At 43.0% G+C, this 18,555-nt stretch carries 13 protein-coding genes; 1 reads left to right on the top strand and 12 read right to left on the bottom strand.

Annotated elements, in window-relative coordinates; all coding sequences use genetic code 11:
• Window positions 1-267 precede the first annotated feature (267 nt).
• The 10 genes from ACKU35_RS15275 to ACKU35_RS15230 all read right to left on the bottom strand — a co-directional run bounded on the left by ACKU35_RS15275 (window position 268) and on the right by ACKU35_RS15230 (window position 12,601).
• A complete protein-coding gene (locus ACKU35_RS15275) occupies window positions 268-1,542 on the bottom strand; it encodes a TRAP transporter large permease (RefSeq protein WP_319760492.1) in 1,275 nt (424 codons plus the stop codon).
• 2 nt (window positions 1,543-1,544) lie between these two features.
• Window positions 1,545-2,066 (bottom strand): TRAP transporter small permease, encoded by a 522-nt coding sequence (locus ACKU35_RS15270; protein ID WP_319760490.1) that lies wholly within the window; start codon window positions 2,064-2,066, stop codon window positions 1,545-1,547.
• A gap of 57 nt (window positions 2,067-2,123) precedes the next feature.
• Window positions 2,124-3,101, bottom strand: coding sequence for a DctP family TRAP transporter solute-binding subunit (locus ACKU35_RS15265; protein WP_319760488.1), 978 nt, complete (start codon window positions 3,099-3,101; stop codon window positions 2,124-2,126).
• A gap of 320 nt (window positions 3,102-3,421) precedes the next feature.
• Window positions 3,422-4,138, bottom strand: coding sequence for a response regulator (locus tag ACKU35_RS15260; protein WP_319760485.1), 717 nt, complete (start codon window positions 4,136-4,138; stop codon window positions 3,422-3,424).
• Window positions 4,135-5,760, bottom strand: coding sequence for a sensor histidine kinase (locus tag ACKU35_RS15255; RefSeq protein WP_319760483.1), 1,626 nt, complete (start codon window positions 5,758-5,760; stop codon window positions 4,135-4,137). Before ACKU35_RS15255 ends, ACKU35_RS15260 begins: the two co-directional genes overlap by 4 nt.
• Before the next feature lie 322 nt (window positions 5,761-6,082).
• Window positions 6,083-6,457 carry a hypothetical protein gene (locus tag ACKU35_RS15250; protein WP_319760481.1) on the bottom strand — a complete coding sequence of 125 codons (375 nt, stop codon included), beginning with the start codon at window positions 6,455-6,457 and terminating at the stop codon, window positions 6,083-6,085.
• Between the two features lie 81 nt (window positions 6,458-6,538).
• Window positions 6,539-7,432 carry a hypothetical protein gene (locus tag ACKU35_RS15245; protein WP_319760479.1) on the bottom strand — a complete coding sequence of 298 codons (894 nt, stop codon included), beginning with the start codon at window positions 7,430-7,432 and terminating at the stop codon, window positions 6,539-6,541.
• A gap of 29 nt (window positions 7,433-7,461) precedes the next feature.
• A complete protein-coding gene (locus tag ACKU35_RS15240) occupies window positions 7,462-9,225 on the bottom strand; it encodes a chloride channel protein (protein ID WP_319760477.1) in 1,764 nt (587 codons plus the stop codon).
• A 244-nt stretch (window positions 9,226-9,469) separates the two neighbouring features.
• Window positions 9,470-11,725 carry a methyl-accepting chemotaxis protein gene (locus ACKU35_RS15235; protein WP_319760475.1) on the bottom strand — a complete coding sequence of 752 codons (2,256 nt, stop codon included), beginning with the start codon at window positions 11,723-11,725 and terminating at the stop codon, window positions 9,470-9,472.
• Window positions 11,726-12,037: 312 nt separating this feature from the next.
• The gene (locus tag ACKU35_RS15230) at window positions 12,038-12,601 is read right to left on the bottom strand and encodes a BON domain-containing protein (RefSeq protein WP_319760474.1); all 564 of its coding nucleotides are present in this window, start codon (window positions 12,599-12,601) and stop codon (window positions 12,038-12,040) included.
• Between the two features lie 532 nt (window positions 12,602-13,133).
• Here ACKU35_RS15230 and ACKU35_RS15225 point away from each other — a divergent pair.
• Window positions 13,134-13,562: a hypothetical protein gene (locus ACKU35_RS15225; RefSeq protein WP_319760472.1), complete on the top strand. Its 429-nt coding sequence runs from the start codon at window positions 13,134-13,136 to the stop codon at window positions 13,560-13,562.
• Between the two features lie 79 nt (window positions 13,563-13,641).
• Here ACKU35_RS15225 and ACKU35_RS15220 read toward each other — a convergent pair whose 3' ends face one another.
• The gene (locus tag ACKU35_RS15220; protein ID WP_319760470.1) at window positions 13,642-15,741 is read right to left on the bottom strand and encodes an EAL domain-containing protein; all 2,100 of its coding nucleotides are present in this window, start codon (window positions 15,739-15,741) and stop codon (window positions 13,642-13,644) included.
• Between the two features lie 230 nt (window positions 15,742-15,971).
• Entirely contained in the window at window positions 15,972-18,278 is a 2,307-nt protein-coding gene (locus tag ACKU35_RS15215; RefSeq protein ID WP_319760468.1) for a mechanosensitive ion channel domain-containing protein, read from the bottom strand.
• Between the last annotated feature and the right edge of the window lie 277 nt (window positions 18,279-18,555).

Below are 18,555 nucleotides of genomic sequence, written 5' to 3'. Positions count from 1 at the left end.
CAATGGCGATGGTTTGTAATTTAAAAATTAAAGAATGAGTCGCTTCAGCATTTTTCATTGGTGGATCAGCCTTCAACCGATTTTGCCCTCTCTAATAATACATTCCCTGAAGACCAGATTATTCTATACTTGATAAGTATAGAATTTGGAAAAGGGGTGGGTGTTCCCGTCTATTTCAGATTTAATTAAGATAATAAGCTGAATCCCTCGCAACCGTCAACGGTTACGAGGGATTCAGAATTCAGAATTGCGTTTTTGTTCTTCTTGTTAGTGCAGTAGATTGGGCAGGAAAGTGATAATCGGTGGGCAGAAGGTCATCAGTAGCAGAGCGGCCAGTAAGGCTATCAGATAGGGGAATGATGCCCTCATAACTTTTTCCAGTGGAACTTTGGTGATGGCACTGGCTACAAACAGGTCCAAACCTACGGGAGGCGTGATGCATCCGATCGCAAGGTTGATGACCATTAACACGCCGAAGAAAAGCGGATCGATTCCCAGCTTTACTGCGACGGGAAGGAAGATGGGGGTCAGAATGACCACCGCAGCCGAGGCGTTAATCAAAGTACCGATGAAGAGCAAGAGCACGTTCATCATGATCAGGAACATTGCCGGAGAATCGGTGAGGGACACGATGTATTCTCCGATATGGTGCGGTATTTCAAGGTTGGTAAGCATCCAGCCAAAGACTTTGGCGGCGCCGACAATGAACATGATCATTGTTGTTCCCATGACGGCTTGAAAGATGATGCGCGGAAAATCCTTGAGAGTCAGTTCCTTGTAGATGAAGAAACCGACGAAAATACCATACACGGCTGCAACGGCGGCAGCTTCGGTGGGAGTGAATATGCCACCATAAATTCCACCAATGATAATAACCGGAGTCATTAAGGCCCAGAATGAGTCCTTAAATGATTTTAATAGATGGATAAATGAGAAAGATCCTTCTGCGGGAATCCCTTCCTTTTTGGCAATGGCATAGCTGACCAGACACATGGTCAGGCCCATTAGTAATCCCGGTACCATTCCACCCATAAACAAGTCGCCTATGGATGCCCCGGCTATTACTCCGTAGACCACCAAAGTGATGGACGGGGGAATTACGATGCCGACTGTTCCACCTGCAGCGACAATGCCGGTGGCTAGTGCGCGTCGGTATCCTTTCTTTTCCATTTCATCAACCATAGTGGAACCGATGGCTGCAGTGGTAGCTGCCGATGACCCGGAAATAGCGGCAAAGAACATGCCGGAAACCGCTACAACCTGAGCCAGCCCTCCGGTGAACGATCCAACCAGAGCCTGCGCGAAATTGACCAGCCTGGAAGTTACCCCGCCAGCGGACATGAATGAACCGGCCAGCATGAAGAAAGGCACAGCCATAAATGAAAAGGAATCAATGCCGGAGTACATGACTTGAGTAATCATGACCTGCGGTATGTGCATATAATAGTAGAGAATTATTGATACGGAAAGACCCAGCGCGTAGGCGACTGGAACTCCCAGAAAAGTCAGGCCCAGAAATGAACTGAGTAATACTATTTCCATGATTATCTCCCGACTTCAACTTTCTGTTCAGCACCTACGGACGATCCGCAACGTTCCTTGATCTGTTTGAATATCCGTACAGTGTCCTTGACAAGGTAGAGAATCATCAGAAAGGCACTGACCGGGATTATGGAGTAGACCACGCTCATAGATATACCTAGCCCCGGAGCGATCTGAAAAGTCATAACCGAGGTCATCTTGGCACCCTGTATCAACAGGAGCATGGTGAATGCATAGCTACAAAGATTGATGACGGTTTCCAGCACCAGTCCGGCAGCAGTATCTTTCAACTTGCTGGGAAGGATCTGTACCGCAAGGTGTCCGCTTTCGCCCATGATCAGGGCTGAACCAAGGAATACGACCCAGACAAAAAGAAATCTCGCAAGTTCTTCGGACCACTCAAAAGTATGTCCAAAAAAATATCTGGTAACAACCTGAAAAAAGATCAGGCCGAGCATTACGGTCATTGAGGTTACGGATATCCAGTACAGGACCGCACGAAGTTTTTCGAATAGTTTATCCATCAGGAATCCTCCCAGATAATCCGGAGCCGGGGAATTCCACGGCTCCGGATGAAACGGCTATTTTTTCAGGGCGTTAATTTTATCAATATTATCCTGTCCTACGACTTCGGCGAATTTTTCATATACGGGCTTAGTGGCTTCCGCGAATTTTTCACGGTCAACTTCGGTGATCTTTATTATTCCGGTTCCTTCGATAAGATCCCAGTATTCCTCGTCCTTTTGTGTGGAGAACTTGCGCTGCCAGTCGACAGCCTCTTTGGCTGCTTCCTTGATGATCTTCTGCTGGGCAGGGTTAAGTCTGTACCAGCTGATCATGGACATTACGAGCGGTTCCGGAGCGTAGGAGTGGGCGGTCTTGGATGCGAATTTTTGTACTTCGAAAAAGCGTTTGGTCCAGATGTGGGCGCTGGGGTTTTCCTGCCCGTCAACGGTTCCCTGCTGCATGGCGGAATAGAGTTCACCAAAAGCCATGGGAGTGGGGGACGCTCCGAGGGATTTCATCATTTCAATGTAGATTTTGTTGGTCATGACCCTGATTTTGAGTCCTTTCATATCGGCTGGAGTCTTGACTTCGCGGACGTTGTTTGTCAGGTGGCGGATACCGTTTTCCATATATCCTAGGAGTTTGATGCCTTTCGGTTCAAGCGCTTTGCCGAGGTCCATACCTACGGTATCGAGGGATTTGTAAGCATGTTCACGGTCCTGGAAGAGGAAAGGCATATCGAAGATTGAAATCTGAGGCTGGAACTGGCCGAGAACGGCTGTACCAACCAGAGCCATATCAACGGTTCCGAAGATGAGCCCTTCAATCAGGTCTTTCTGTCCGCCCAGCTGGGAGGAGGGGAAAACCTTGACGATGATTTCGCCTCCGGATTTTTCCTTTACGAGCTCGGCAAATTTTTCGGCACCCTGTCCATACGGATGCACGGATTCGGCAATATGCCCGAGTTTGAGAACTACTTTTCCGGCAAATGCGGGAACCGACATGCCCGCAATAAGTACTAGTGCACAAATCACTGCGAATAAACGTCTCATAAACCCTCCTCTGCTTAGGCAGATTTTCAAAATTTAGTCATACAGCTGCTTCCCAATTATTACAGTGAGTAGAATCTATATGAAAAAAAGCAGGGGGTGTTATTATCTGCTTAATGTGTTTTTTGTGCTTTATGCTGATATTGTGCATATTGTTCACGAATGAGAAAATGTGAACAAATTAGGTCGGATTTGCAGGGGATAGATGAGATTTATTCAGGAAGATCAGTGCTTCGAAGCGCAGAAGGCAGCTAAAAAGTTTGGGATTCTTAAATCATTTTCATAGTGGTTAATGCTCCAGCAGGGGGGCCGGAGGCATTCCGTTATGAGCCCACTGCATTGGTACTGAAATATTTGCGTTCCGGTCGTCCGACTGTTCCGTACACCACATCAGGATAGATTCTGCCGATGGAAACCAGGTATTCCAGATAACGTCGGGCCGTGGATCTGCTGGCCCCTATGATTTCACCCATTTCTTCGGCACTGATTCCTTCCTGCCAATTAATGTTTTTCTTTCCGAATACGGCCTTGATCTTTTTTAATGTCAGCCGATCAATGCCTTTCGGCAGGTTCTCAGGGCTTGATTCCGACATGGACGAGGCCGGGTTGAGATTGCGGATATTGTCCACATCTTTTTGCTCGATGGCATCTTCTGAATGCAGGCGTCGAAAATATTCACCGAATTTTTCAAGGCAGGTTACGAAGCGGTCAAGAATGACCGGCTTGATGATGTAGTCAAAGACCCCTCCACGCAGAGCTTCCTTAAGCGGTCCCATTTCTTTGGCTGCGGTGATCAGGATTACATCGGTTTCCATGCCTTGGGCACGTATTTCACGTAACAGATCCAGACTGGTACCTTCGGGAAAATAGAGATCGAGCAGGATCAGATCCGGCTTGTATAATTCAATTATGGTTTTGGCGTCTTCAAGACTTTGAGCTATGGCTACTACGCTGAATCCGGGCACTCTTTCTGTAAAGCGGCGGTGGAGGTCTGCAATTCGGCCATCATCCTCGACGATAACAACTTTGACTTCGCTCATACTATTATACACCTGACTTTTGGGATTATAACTGAAAAGATTGTTCCACCTGAGTTGGCTGCCGAAACGGTAATTAACCCGCCAAGTTCATCAAGACGCTGGTGGACCAGGTAAAGTCCCAGACCACGGCGCGTGCTTCCTTTGGAAGATATTCCTTTTTCGAAGATTTTCTCGATTTGGTCCGGAGGAATTCCGGGACCGGAGTCTTCCACTTCAAATACGATGTCGTTTCCAAGGTCGGTAAAGGAAAGGAAGACGTTGCGATTCTCTTTATTCTGTTCCAGCACTGCTTCAAATGCATTGTCCAGTAAGTTACCGACAATAGTAACTATTTTCTCCTGCTTAATCCAATCAGGAACATCTACCATTGTGCTTTCGGGGTCAACTTGGAAGTTTATCTTCAATTCCTTGGCCCGATTATATTTACCAAGAACAATGGCCGTTATTACCGGATGAGGTACGGCTTTGTTCAGGAACCTGATGATGTCTTCGTAGCCGGATGATTCATGGGCTACTAAATCCAGTGCTTCCTGATAAGCTTCGATCTGGATCAGTCCGGCTATGGTATGGAGTTTGTTCGAGTATTCGTGGGTCTGGCCACGTAGTAGTTCGGAATATTCCTGAATGCTGGATAGCTCATGGGAAATGCGGTCCAGTTCATCCTTACGCCGGAAACTGGCCACCAGCCCCTTAATGGTCCCGTCATTGAGAACGGGGACAATGTTGAAGATCAGTTCCTGTCCGTTGACGATGCGTTCTTGGTCGAATTCGCTTTCTCCTGTGGTAAGGGCATGCTTGAGGCCGGCGCAGGGGATCACATCGTCAATATGTTTCCCGACGAGTTCCGCGGAGTAGAAGCAGGTATATTTCAGTGCCGCATTATTGGCCAGGCGGATTTCCCCCTTGTGGTCTGTGGCGATGACGCCTTCCCTGATGGTTTCCAGTACCGCTCCCCTTTCTAGGTAGAGGTTGGTAATTTCAGCCGGTTCAAGGTTGAGAGTGATTTTTTTTAGGTGGCGGGTGATGCAGGCCGTTATTATGAATCCGAACAGGGCCATAAATATTATGAAGATAAGCGGTCGGTTCATGTGATCGGCAATGCTTTTCTTTACGCTGGTCGAAAGGTAGCCTACCGAAACAAATCCTATAATAGCGCCGTCCCCGGAGAAAATGGGTACAAACGAGCGTATGGACCGGCCAAGAGTGCCGACTGCCTCCGAGACGTAGGATCGGCCTTCTTTGATGACCGGGCCGGTATCTCCTCCGACAAAGGTCTGTCCGATCCTTTCCGCAACCGGATGAGAAAAACGTTTGTTATTAACATCGCCGATCACGATGAAGGTGGCACCGGTTTTTAGGCGGATGTTTTCTGCAAGGACCTGAATTTTTCCTTTAGGGTCGTTGCGCAGGAGTTCCTTACGGATTATTGGCATATGGGCTATGGATTGCGCTGTTTGGAGAGCGCGCAGCCCTATTTGTTCTTTGAGTAGATTGGAAGTCAGGTCGGAGATGAGAAACCATGTAATGAACAGTTGGATCAGAACCAGCCCGGCAACCATGTACGCAAGGTAATGCTGTATGGTTTTGGGTTTGATAATAGTCAGGAGTCTATGTGAGCGCATATCAACCTTTCCTTTGCTGGATTATTCCAAATCTTGATTGAAGCTTTTGGAAAAGCAAAGATATTCTGACCGTATCGTTAAAGAATATACTGTATTTAACTGTGGTCTGTTATATGAACTGATTTGTAACAGCCGCTAATGATGTTTGCAAATAAATATATAAAAGTAGAACGGTTCTTGGATCTGCTTTGGATCTTTTATGGTTTTAATTCCCGAATTTGTGAGAAAGCATAATATATTGTTATCTTCAGTCGCTTAAAAAAATCTAATTAACTGCGATGATGGTAGTCCATCCATTCTTAGGGGATCTGAAAAGTAGAGGCTATACAGAAGAAATGGGGCTTTTGTAATTACAGTCTTTTACTCGTTTTAATTCTGATTTAACGTAGTCGAAAATTTTTCTGCCATTATCTCCGTACACTTTAATAGCCTCAAGATCGATTGTTTTGTTTATCCATTGCAGGGTTATTCTATCGTGTCCATCATGGATGTGTGGCATAATTCCTGAAAATGAAAATCCTACCTTTTCCAGTTGTTCAACCAACAAAGGTGATGATGGTACATTTGTCGGTATAAAAACATAGATAGCGTCTTTATGTTTTCGTAAACACCGTTGAAGTAATTCATGGATTTTTGTGCAGCTGTTGTCTTCAATCTCTTCTGCAATTATGAATGCTACATTGATTTCATCAGGCAAATCCAGAATGCTAGTTGAACTTTTTACAGATAAATTTGTATTGTAGTAACAGATGGCAGACAAACTTATACTGTGCATGAACTATTTATTGATAGTTTTTCCTTTTTTCTTATTAAAGATGAATGGATGTTTTTTTAAAGCTTCCGATGATTTTTTGCTTATATTTTGGGCAGGGATGTTGATCCTTACTCGTTCACCCAAATTAATTTCCTTAAGAGCCTTGCTAAATACTGGGTCAGTCATGATCAGGTTCTGTAACTGACCAGATTTGTATGCCTTTTCCATTCCATCTTTAATAGCATCATGCAGTTTGTGGTTGTTTTTTCTGACATAGAAGAAAGAAGCTTGAGGGTATGTGAGGACTATATTGTCATCAATAACCAACCCCGGATGTTCCGCTGCATATCGTTCATATTCAAGGTCTATTTCAAACAATCCGCGAGGATATAAGTCCACTCTTTTATACATTATCATTTTGGGTATATTTGCCGGTTTTGCAGGAGTTTGGACCTTAAACCCTGCATCTCGTAAGATTTTAACATCTGACCAGCCCAGTCCTTGTGCAAAAACAAACTGAGTAAGATCTTCGATATTTTTTACCTTTTTGAGTTTTTCTTTTACCTCAGCACGAGTGAGCATTATCCTTTGCCCGAGTCCCAATCCTAGTTGAATAGGTACATAGATCGGCAGTAGTTTTTCTTCCTGTTCTTTTCGATTTCCAAGGGCGATAATGTAATTTTTGGGTGACGAATTTACTATTCTTACTCTTCGTGGTTCAGATGCATTTACTACCTGTATTTCCAGGCTATACGGTATGATCTGGTTTTTTAGTGCGAGGTCGAGAACCCTATAAATGTACGTATCTGCCGTAAGAGGGCGATCTACAAGCAGGATAACCTGCAGAGTCTCTTGTGCAAAAGCTGATCGTGCAGCAATTAATATTATTAAGCTAAATAGCCCCAAAATTTTCTTCACGACAGTCCTCCGTACTTCCTTATCTGTGTTTAATCTTCCCGGTTGTAGTAGCAGGTTATAAGATCCTGCTTGGAAAGAAGGCTCACTAGTTTTTTAGGCTCGTCACGGGAAACAACTGGTAATTCATTAACATTCAAGGCAATCATCTTTTCCAGTGCAACTTGCAAGGTGTCATCTTTAACTACCGTAACGACGTTTGTGGTCGCCACATCTTTGGCAACAAGTACGTTGGATTCGGAATCTTCAAACATCAGTTCTCTGATGTCATTGATGGTCAAGATTCCTGTAAGATCGCCATCTGCGTTGACAACCGGAAAATATGACTCAGGTGATTGAGTTACAATTTTAACTACTGTACCGATAGGTAGATTCTCTTCCAGAGTGCTTACATGTTCATTATTCAGGGCGTCACGGACACGCAGCATGGAAAGCACTCCTCTTGCAAATTCATTGATATGGGCAGGGGAGTCAAGCCGGCTGCTTGATTGTTTTTCATACAGGCTCGTTTTGCCGAGAATTAAATAGGATATGGTTGAAACGAGCATAAGCGGCACCAATAAAGTATAGCTGGAGCTCATTTCACAAGCCATAATGATTGAAGCGATGGGGACTTTCGCGACACTGGCAAAGAACCCACCCATGCCGACCAGCACAAAGGAATTTGGATTGACTATCCAGTCCGGAACGATCATGTGTCCTATGCCGCCAAAAGCACCTCCAAGCATGGCCCCAATGAAGACAGACGGCCCGAAAACACCGCCGCTTCCACCTGAACTGATAGTGCAGGAGGTTGCGACAATTTTGACGAAAATCAGTACCAACATTGTGCTCCAGAGAATTTTCCCCTCTAGAGCCAGTTGAATCCAAACATATCCGCCATCGATAATCTGAGGATAGAAAAAAGCAATGCAACCGAGCATGAATCCACCTATGGCGGGGTGGAACATTTGCGGGATGGGCAGTTTTAAGAAAAAATGGTCCCGCATTCCATAAAAGAACTTTATATATATGAACCCTACCAAGGCGCAAACTATTCCGAAAATGGTATATGGAATAAGCTCCATAGGCATATTAAATGCTACCTTACCGGGCTGAAAGAGGGCGTGTCTGCCATAAATTTCTGAAAAAACAGCATGAGCCATTATTGCAGATATGATGCAAGGCAGAATCGCCTCGTATTCATATTCAGTTTCTCTGTAGAGAACGCCGGGTACAAATAGCGCAGCGCCTAGCGGGGCTTGGAAAATCGCTCCGATGCCACCTGCGGCGCCGGCAAGAAGGAGAATGCGTCTTTCTTTAGGCTTCAGGTCAAGCCATGTTGCCAGCAGGGAACCGAAGCCTGATCCTATCTGCGCGATAGGTCCTTCCTTACCTGCCGAGCCTCCACTGCCGATGGTCAGGGCCGAAGCTATAATTTTAATGAAAGGTGTGCGCTTGCGGGTGAATCCCCCTTGATGGTGGAAAGAATCGATCATGGCATCCGTACCGTGTCCTTCAGTCTCAGGCGCGACATTGAAAACAAGCAGACCGGACAAAAGCCCGCCTATTGTTGCGATGGGGATGATCCAGAGGGAAAATCCTGTTTTTGCAACGTTAACTTCAAGCGGATTCCCAACGTTCGGTTCAAAAAAACAGATTGGCAGTTTTATGAAAATTTCAAGAGCCTTATCCAGAAGATGATCAAAAAAAACAGCCCCGACACCGGCAACAATTCCCACCGCGATACTTAGCACCAGCCAGCGCGCGTGCTGAGGCCAGTTGGCAAACCTAAATTTTTGCAAAGCATAGCCCATTAGTAATCTCCTAATTCATCATACATCCTGCAGTAAGTTCCGTATAGGCTTTAAGTGAACTATCATCTTAAAATATTAATCTATAGTTAGCGCTGTCGTCAAAGTGTTGCGGCTGTCATCAATCCCTTGTTTTTGGGCAGGCCAGAATAAAAAAACAGCCAATCTTGGTTGAGATTGGCTGTTTTCAGTTAAGCTTTATGACCTGTTCAGTTTTAATACTAAATCAGGACTGCATGTAATTGCTCTAGTTTTTCATCTGATTGATAAGGTTTTGCAAGACCTGCGCTTGTTTTGCCATTTCATCAACAGCTTTTGCTGATTCCTGCATAGCCTGTGTTGTTTCGGAAGATAATTTGGCAACCTGACCTAGTGATCTGTTGATCTCTTCACTTGTTGCCGATTGCTCTTCGGAAGCAGTGGCAATGCTTTGAACCTGTTCTGATGTTTCATCCACGAATGATACGATTGCGCTCAGTGCCTCGCCTGATTGGCCTGAAAGCTCTGTTGTTTCGTTAATCTTTTCAACAGCAGTCTCGACATGGTCGATGTTGTCGCGGGTTCCCTTTTGAATATTATTGATGGCTGTTCCGACTTCCTGAGTAGCAGTCATGGTCTTTTCAGCTAACTTACGGACCTCATCTGCGACAACGGCGAAGCCTCTTCCTGCTTCCCCTGCTCTGGCCGCTTCAATCGCTGCATTCAGAGCCAGAAGGTTGGTCTGATCGGCGATATCCGAGATAACTTCCATTACCTGACCGATTCCCTCCGCATCCTTACCGAGCGCGGTGACATCTTCTTTGAGCTTTTCAGCCACGTTCTGTACATCTTCCATGCTGCTTAGTACTTGACTTACTATATTTGAACCTGTTTGCGCTTTTTCTTTAGTCATATCCGCTGTTTCAGCTGATCTGGAAGCATTTTGAGCAACTTCAAGAACTGTTGCATTCATTTCTTCCATGGCTGTTGCGGCTTCGCTTATCTGGTCATATTGGTCTTTGGTGCTGGTCGTTGATTGTTCGATTTGCGCGGCAAGCTGTTCCGAAGCGGATGTTACAATACTGACCACCTCTTCCAGATCCCGCGCAGCCTGAAGTTTTCCTTCCTTTTCAGCTCTGTCGGCCTGTTCTTTGGCTGCTGTTGCTTCTTCGACAGCTACATTGGCGCGTGCGGCTTCTTCTGCTGCCGATTTACTCTTATCTTCAGCTTCAAGGATCATTTGTTTAAGGTTTTCAACCATTTTCTTTAAAGCGTCAGCCAGAACTCCAATTTCATCTGCCTGATTAATGTCCAGATTCTGGTCAAAGTCTCCATTGGCAACATTTTCTGCGAAGTCCACGGATTTCTTGATCGGTGTGACGATTGCTCCTGCGATAAACCAAAGGAGTATGCAGGCCAAGGTAGTAATCCCGACACCGGTAAAAATCACTGTTTGAAAGCTGCTCCGGGCATTCTCGGCCATATCTATATCAAGTTGATTGGCCCCGGCAAAAACAACATCCCTAGGCACTTCTATGAGTACAGCCCATGGAGTTCCGGTGTTCCCGAGAGCAATTGGAGACAGGGCTAACACAGTTCCGTCTTCTTTACCCAGATTTATGTATGTATCTGCGGCTTTTACTTTTTGGCTTATTTTTTCTGCATATTTATTCTTGGTCTGCCCTATAGGCTTACCGACGTTTTTGCTATTTGAACTGTCGGCAACAATGATGCCCATGTAACTGATCACCTGTACAATCGCTTTACCGTCATAAAGTCCCTTAGCTACATCCTCGGCAAGCTTCTGTACAAAGTCCAAGCGTAGGTCTGTGCCGCCAATGCCTAGAAATTTATTATTAACTTTGATGGGAACAGACATTGTTGTCAGCCATTCCTGTTTGCCTTGAACTATATAAGGAAATGGGTCCTGAATATTTTCCTTGCCGGTTTTTCTAGGGGTTAGAAACCATCCGCCTTTGATGACTCCATTGGGGTGACGGCTGTCATCCTCGTAACCCACAAGGGCCTGCCGTGCTATGTCGCCCTTTTTATCTCTATTCCAGTAGGTTATAAAACGTCCGGATTCGTCATAACCTTCTTCTGTTTTACCTTGGTACGCTATGTCGTTTTCGTCTATGCCGTTGGGTTGCCAAGCACTGTATGTTCCTAAAAACTCGGGATTATCTTTAAGTGTTGTGAGCAGTATATCATTAAAAACCTTGCGGATGTCGATGCTGTGTCTGGTTGCATCGTCGGAACGGATGGATTTGAATGCGCTGGCAATGGTTCTTGCGGTATCAATATTCTTTTCCAGTTTGGCGCGGATAACACCAGCTTCACCTTTGGCAATTCCCAACAAGCCTTCAGCTGTTGATTTTTCAATTAAATTATCAACTTTGGTTCCGACAAATTTACTCGAACTGTTTTGTTCCCAAATTTGTAAGGAAATAATTGAAACAGCAAGGATCGCGATGCAGAACGCGGAACTCAGCACAATTTTTGTTTTGATGGATTTAAGATTCATTACATCTCCTTTCGTCCTCGAGTAAGGTTTATTTAATTAACCTATAGATCATTTTAAACTTATTTGAAAGTATTATCGGTTTTTTGTTCTATGCCATAGGGGAGTTCCATAGGTAAGATCATCTTGTTGAATGCTATGTCACAATGCGAGGGATGGACTTGAATTGTCTGATGGAAGTGGCGAACAATCCGAGATGCGGTTACGGGAGTCAAAAAGCCTCCCCCTGTGAAAATTGTTCCGTAGGGGGAGGGCATTCTGCGAAAAAAAACCAATAAATATAATATTTTAATTGATAATTTGTTCGTCGTAAAGTTAATGCGGATTTTTTGATACGCGTAGGTATGATTTCACTGAGCGAACCCCATCAACTGCCTCGGCATGGGCGATTGATTTGCTTACCTCGTCACTGGACCCAACCAAACCGAGCAATACAACCCTGCACTGAACGACCTTAACTTCAACATTGGTTGACCATATGTCGCTGTCTCCGATCAGATCTTTTTTGACGTTGGCGAGAATGCCCAGATTGTCGGATGTCCCGCAGCTGGGGTCGTCTTTTTTCGGCAAAAAGTATGTTGTTACGTCCGTTACACCCTCAACATTCTGCGCGATTGAAACGGCTTTGTTTCTTTGGGTCGAATTTTCATATTCACCGACGAGGAATACGTTACCTGAGAATGTGTAGGGTTCAATTCCCAGCACTGAAACATCATCGTCATCAAGATAAGCCTTCATGATAGAGGCCGAGATGGATGCGTCTGCGGTTTGCTGGCCAAGGCTTCTCTCATCCATTGCAGCCTTGTATATAGTGCCGCAACCGGCGGTCATCACGGTCATAATGCTGATCAACAAGATTTGAATAATTAATTTAGCCATTTTTCACTCCTATTTTAAAGAGTTATTACAGGACTGTTGTGTCGGCAACGGATACTTTTTTACGACAGCATTAAGTTATAAAAATCCACCTTATAATCTACGCGCATACCTTTCTTGCGTCAATAAAACTTGAAAATGAATCGGGACGAAACGCTTTATCTCAAAGCAGGCGTTTCTTTGATTTGTTAGTATGTTTTTGTTGTGGTTAGGGTATTACCTTCGTATTGGCACCGATTTTTCTCGTCCAACGATCATGCATTATCGACAGTTGTAACCATTAGGTTCCTTTGTGCTCTGATTCTTAATGCGCCCGCTCGGCTGTGAGATATTAGGTTATATAAGGGAGGAAAGCGATTCTATCACTCTTTGCTATGCTTATGCTCTCTGAGAAATGTTTTACACCTGTTGTGTCTATCTTTTTAATGGGACCTTCTCCTAATAGGGCTGCGAAGACTGTCAATGGTAGGGCGGAATCAATAGGAACAGGTAATTTAATGGAGATTGCGATATTTATAATATCTATAAATGAGAGATGGATTATTTTTCAAAAACGATTAGTCTATTGGAGCAATCTTTGTTATGTACTGATTATCAAAATATTATCGAGGTGTTTGCCGTGCGTGTTCCGAAATTTTATGATTTGATGACTCCAGTTCTCAGGGCGCTTGAATCCCTTGGCGGTGAAGCCCATATCACTCAAATTAGTGATGAAGTTATAAATATGCTCTGCCCGTCAGAAAAGACCCATTCCTGCCTCATGCAACCCAGAGGAGAACACCCGACGACCATAATTTGTTTGATTCATCATGCAAGTAAATATTTGTGCTGCTATGGTGTAGTTGAAAAAAAAGATGCGGAATATTTGTGTATTACTGATAAGTATAAGCCTGGAATGACGGTTGACTATTCAGATATTCTTAAAGAGGCGCAGAACAGGTTGACCTGCAAAGCACTGAGCTAACATCATTAGTGAGCTTTTTTTAGTTTACAATGCAGGTTGCAATGTTTGTTCAAAGTAGATGGAATACTTCTAGTCTGCTTTATAATGAATCTGAAAGCAGGGTCGAAAATTTATCGATTGGTACAGGGGGGCTGTAATAGAACCCTTGCATAATGTCACATCCAAGTTCTTTCATGTAGGTGCATTGCTCATAAGTCTCAATGCCTTCTGCAACGGTAGAAAGATCAAAGCTTTTAGCAAGTGATATTATAGCTTTTACAATTTTTTTGTCTGATGTGTTGTGTGGAAGACCGGAAACAAAAGATTGGTCTATCTTTAGTACGTGCATCGGTAAATTTTTAAGATGCGCCATGGAAGAATATCCTGTCCCAAAATCATCAATTGATAATGTAATTCCACTGTCTGCTAATTTGTCTAAAGTCTTTTTTGTCTGTTCAATATCGTCCATGACTGTAGATTCAGTTATCTCAAGATCGAGGCAACTTGGATCTATCGAAGTTTTAGTGATTATATCCAAAATTGTTTGCAGAAGATTCTTTTGTTTGAATTGTCTCAAGGATAAATTAACAGAAACTTTAAGGTTCGTGTTGAAGCGTTTATTTAAGGCTATGGTGTCTAGGCAGGCCGTTTCAAGTACCTGTTCTCCTATCGGAATGATGAGACCTGTCTCTTCTGCCAATGGAATAAACTCCGCTGGAGAAATAATACGTCCGTCCGGTTTTATCCATCTTACCAGAGCCTCCATTCCTATGATCTTATCAGTGAGCAAGCTTACTTTCGGCTGGTAAAAAACAGTCAAGTTTTTTTCCCACACCGTTTTTCTGAGCTCATTTTCAAGTGAAATTCGTTTTCGAGCCAGAGCTGTCAGTCCCGCAGTGAATAGATGATAGCTGTTTCGTCCTTCTTGCTTTGCTTTGAACATAGCTGTGTCTGCGTTTCGGACTAATTCGTGAGCTGTGTCACCGTCATCCGGGTAGACTGCGATTCCAATGGACGGAGTAAGGGTTACTGGTTGTGATTTAATAGTAAAGGCGCGAGAAAATAGCTTGATGATGCTATTTGCCATGATCACAACATCATGCTTTTCTTTTACCTCTTTAAGCATAATCACAAACTCATCTCCGCCGGGGCGAGCTACGGTATCTATTTTGTTGATGAAACCTTTAATTCTAGCGGCTACTTTTTTTAAAAGGTTATCTCCAACGACATAGCCGAATGAATCATTGATGTTTTTAAAATTATCTATGTCGATAAACAGCAAGGCAAGATATTTGTTATTGTTTTTTGAAGAAATTATAGCCTTGCGGAGGCGGTCTATAAGTAACTCCCGGTTAGGCAGGCCGGTTAGTGCGTCATGGTATGCCTGATGTTGGATCTGTTTTTGTTTTGCCTTGGCTTCAGATATATCACGAAAAACTGCGATATAATGTTTTATTTCGCCAGTAGTGGAGGTAATGGTGCTTATTGAAAGCCATTCCGGAAACAATTCTCCGTTTTTGCGGCGGTTCCATATCTCGCCTTCCCACGAACCGGTATTTTTAATGGCTGACCAGATCAATCCATAAAAAGACGAATCATGTCTGTCAGATTTTAGAAGGCTGGGGCTTTGTCCTATTGCTTCTTCTTGTGAATAGCCTGTAATAGTAGTAAAAGCTTGGTTTACATATATAATAGTATTTTTACTATCTGTTATTGTAACACCTTCTGAGGAATGCTTGAATATCTCAGCTGCAAGATTAAGCTGTTCTGTTTGATGCTCTACCAGCTCTTTTAGCTTACTTTGAGTTTCAATGAGTTCAATCTCTGCTTCTTTTTGAGATGTGATGTCTCTTGCTATGCTATTAAATAATTTTATATTGTTCTCAGAGTCTTTAACGGCAGTTATTGTCCATAACATGTAATGGTAACTGCCATCTTTGTGCATTAGCCTGTTTATGTGAGAAAAGCTTTTATCTGATTTTTTTAACCAATCATTAAATGCAGAAGTACTCTTTTCCTTATCCTCAGGGTGAATAAAATTAAATGCATACAATCCTATGCATTCTTCCGGTTTTAGGCCGTAGTATTTTATCGATGAAGAGCTGACGTATAGAAAAAAACCGTCAGGATCTACCTGCGTGAAAAGGTCATTTGTAGTTTCAATAAATTCTTCAAATGAAAAATTTTCTATGGAAGACAATGGGTGGGTATTTTCCTGCTGATTCGAGCTCGTAGTTGTCATAGCAATAAAATAAATATGTGTTATAATCTTTTAGGGGATGAGGGCTTTGGTAATTGATTTTTTTGTGCCCGATGCTGACGTATGAGCATATAGACAATGATATTAACTGCCCAATTTTTATGAGAACATCCTGTTAAGTTAGGCATATTGTATCTTTTTGTCTTGTTGTCGTCAAAATCAAAATGCCATTAACTATCAGATGCTATACGTTCATCAATGGCGTTTTTTAAATGCAAATCTAATTGCGGGAATGCTATTTCAATGGCTTCAGCCCGGAAAATTTCATTTATTGAGAATCTGATTTCTGATAGTGTGACCAGTGTAACGTCAATGTCATCAATCCATACTCGTAGTATAAAATCCAAACTGCTGCTGCCGAAATTATTGAAATGAACATATGGCTTTGGATAGTTTAAAACATGAGGATGTTCTTCGGCTATCTTAAATAGTATATCACGTACTTTGATTATGTCCGACCCATAAGCAACACCAACAAGTATGTCGCGCCTGATTATTGCATTGTTCTTGGTCCAGTTAGTAACTTGCGATGCTATTAAGTCCGCATTAGGTATTATGATTACGGCATTTTCAAAAGTTTCTACCTGAGTTGTTCTGATGTTAATTTTTTTTACTGTACACCATAGGTTGTTCAGTTCAATAACATCACCTTGTTGAATTGATCGTCCAAACAAAAGAATTAATCCGCCAATAAAATTGTTAACAATGTTTTGCAGGCCGAATCCTATGCCGACACTCAAACCACCGGCAATAACTGTAATGCTTGTAAGGCTTAAACCAAGTATGTTTAACGTTATCAGTGAAAATAGAAACCATACCGCATAGGAGAATAAAGTTTGTATGGACGGAACAGCCCCTTTTTTTGCCTTTGGCCAGTTGCTTCCTACATATTCAATGGATACCTTGAAGGCGGATACGCACTGTCTCGTCATAAAGAAGAAAATTGCCAGCCATATAATGCTTCCAAAAGATATTGAATATTCACCATGAGTGAAGTGTATATCCATAATGCCGGACACCGCACTGTAGCCGAAAAAGTCCATCATCCAGAAGGCGGCAATTCCGAATCCGATAGCCCATCCGGCAGGAACGGCGAGGCTGCGCACTAAACCTTTTTTTAATTCCACACTCATTTCGGTTCTTATAAAAAGGATCTGCGCCCATGCTGTCCCGAATCCTCTGATGAATAGTGTTAACGACCAGAGAATGAAAAGCACGCAGGCCAAGCGTCCGTAGCCAAACATTGCAATAAGGAAGAAGGGTGAAAATAGGCTGTTCCGCTTTGCGACCAGTGAAACTCCATGTAGACGGTCTTTTTTCCAAGCGTCAATTACCGCATAGCTCCAAAGCAGGAGGAGTATCAGTAAAAATAAAAATGAAGTAGTTCTTGCCGGCACTTGTTGCGCCAAGAGAAGGGCGCTTATGACGAAAAGTAAAGAAGCCCTCGCTTCTCCGCTTATGAGCTTGTTTTTTTGTCGGCAAATTAATTTGGATAGTTTTAGAACCGCCCAATAAAACGCACCGAAAGCCGGAATTGCAGCTGCATCCATTGATTCCGGGTATATCCATTTAAGTGAGGCGTAGACTGCGAAGAAAAAACAGGATGCGGACAGTAGACGCAGAGATTTAATCCTTTCAATTCTGGATCGGTTTTGAAAATAATCGCTTTTGTCCATCACTCGAATCAGAAAAATACAGGTGATGAAAATGCCCAATACAAGAAGCGAGAATGAAATCATGCGTCTGCTGAAAAGTTCTATTTCTATTTCAAGTTCAGAGATCTTTATGTTCAGCCATGATTTCCCCGGCAGAATCTGGTTCCAATATACAGGGGTAAATATCGGGTCGGAGCTGTCTGTTACCCATGAAAACCATAATTGAAACAGGTTGTTCTTCTCTCCTTGCTCCAAAGCATTAAGGCGCTCCTGCAGCCTTGTGACAAGTTTTAGTGAGTAATCAATCTTAAGCAGTTGTTTCTGAGAATTGTTTTTGAGTTCTCTAAGTTTAATAATTCCTTGCGAATGCATTGATTTTATTTCATCCGGCACATCCTTGGGAGCGGGACTCCATGCTTTCATGTAGGAATTCAAAATTTCCAGACGCGATTTACAGTTTTCTTTGGCTTGTTTGAGGTCGTTTGCCAGCCTTTGTATATCTCGCCCTAAGTTGTCCAGCTGAAGCTTGACCCTCTTTCGTTGAACTGGTGAAGTCTGAGAATATTTTTCGGAAATAGACAGCTGCTGAAATTTCTGCTGCCATGCCGTTAAGTCTTCTTGCGAGTTTTCAAGAAAATTCTGTTGTTGAATGAAGTTGATTCTTCCTTCAGATTCAAATTCATTAAAGCTGTTTATGCGGTTGGTAATATATCTGTAATTGATTTCTTCTGCTGCGAAAGACTGTGTAGCACACGGAATATTCAGCGAAATATAAATAATAGGTATAAATAAGAGTGAGAGTATTTTTTTATAAACGGGCATTGGCTACCTATGTTTGCATGTTTTATATGTACGGTAGTACACTGATAATAAATTCTAATCAGGTGCAAAATTAAAATCAAGTATACTGTTTTTCTGAAATTTAATTTTCCGTAATTTGCTTAATTGGATTTAGTAATTGTAGTTGTAGACAATTTCAGGGCATTATCTTAATGCTTGCGCAGCTTTTTTGGGCGTATTAAATTTATATGTTTTGTTGATATTAAATGTAAATTTTCAGGATAAGGGTCATGTCCTGATTCAATTGCGGGAAACTATC

The sequence above is a fragment of the Maridesulfovibrio sp. genome, from assembly GCF_963676065.1.
GTDB lineage: Bacteria > Desulfobacterota > Desulfovibrionia > Desulfovibrionales > Desulfovibrionaceae > Maridesulfovibrio.
The sequence above is the reverse complement of the archived record's forward strand: the minus strand, read 5'-3'. Positions and strand labels throughout refer to the sequence as shown.